We start from the raw sequence: 617 nt of genomic DNA on the forward strand, positions 1-617 counted from the left end.
TTCTACATAACAGGGACGGTATTGTGTAATTATCCCCAAGATGTGTGTCGCGCATCTATAGCATGCATCACGAATAATAAATTCTTTATGCCACGATTTAAAAAAATTCGGAAGAAATCTACGAAAAACCCTTGACAATGAGCCTTACTTTCGGAAAACACAGCGCACATGAGGTACGTCCCTTTATTGCCTAGCTCGCCACATCCTCAAAAGAAAAATTCTCATCATATATGATTTCTATACAAATTTAAGAATATCTATACATATTGGGGTCTGTTCTGGTACATGCCGTATGTCATCGCCCCATAAGACACAGCGGGCGGGATGCCGCACGTTTTTTCTACGCACCGCATCCCGCCCGCTGATAAGGAAGAATAGAACTCGCTACTTAGATTCCGCCCGCACCGACTCCGCAAGAAGGCGCTTACGCGCATGACGGCGCACCATAATCTCGTACCCAAGCTCAACCCCGATAAACCAGATAGGGCTAAGCGCCAGAGCCAACCCGGTTTCTGGCTGCAAGCTCAGGGCGTAGATCATCAGAGCGAAGAACACCAAACCAACCCAGCTCATCGTGCGACCAAACGGCATCTTATACTGCGAGGCTTCATGCCGTT

1 pseudogene is annotated in these 617 nt (G+C 47.5%); it reads right to left on the bottom strand.

Going from position 1 to position 617, the window contains the following annotated elements:
- Positions 1 to 384 precede the first annotated feature (384 nt).
- Positions 385 to 617, bottom strand: a pseudogene (locus HMPREF2554_RS02465) (D-serine/D-alanine/glycine transporter); the annotation flags it as partial.

It is taken from the genome of Rothia sp. HMSC071F11 (genome assembly GCF_001809115.1).
In the GTDB taxonomy this organism is placed as follows: Bacteria; Actinomycetota; Actinomycetes; order Actinomycetales; family Micrococcaceae; genus Rothia; species Rothia dentocariosa.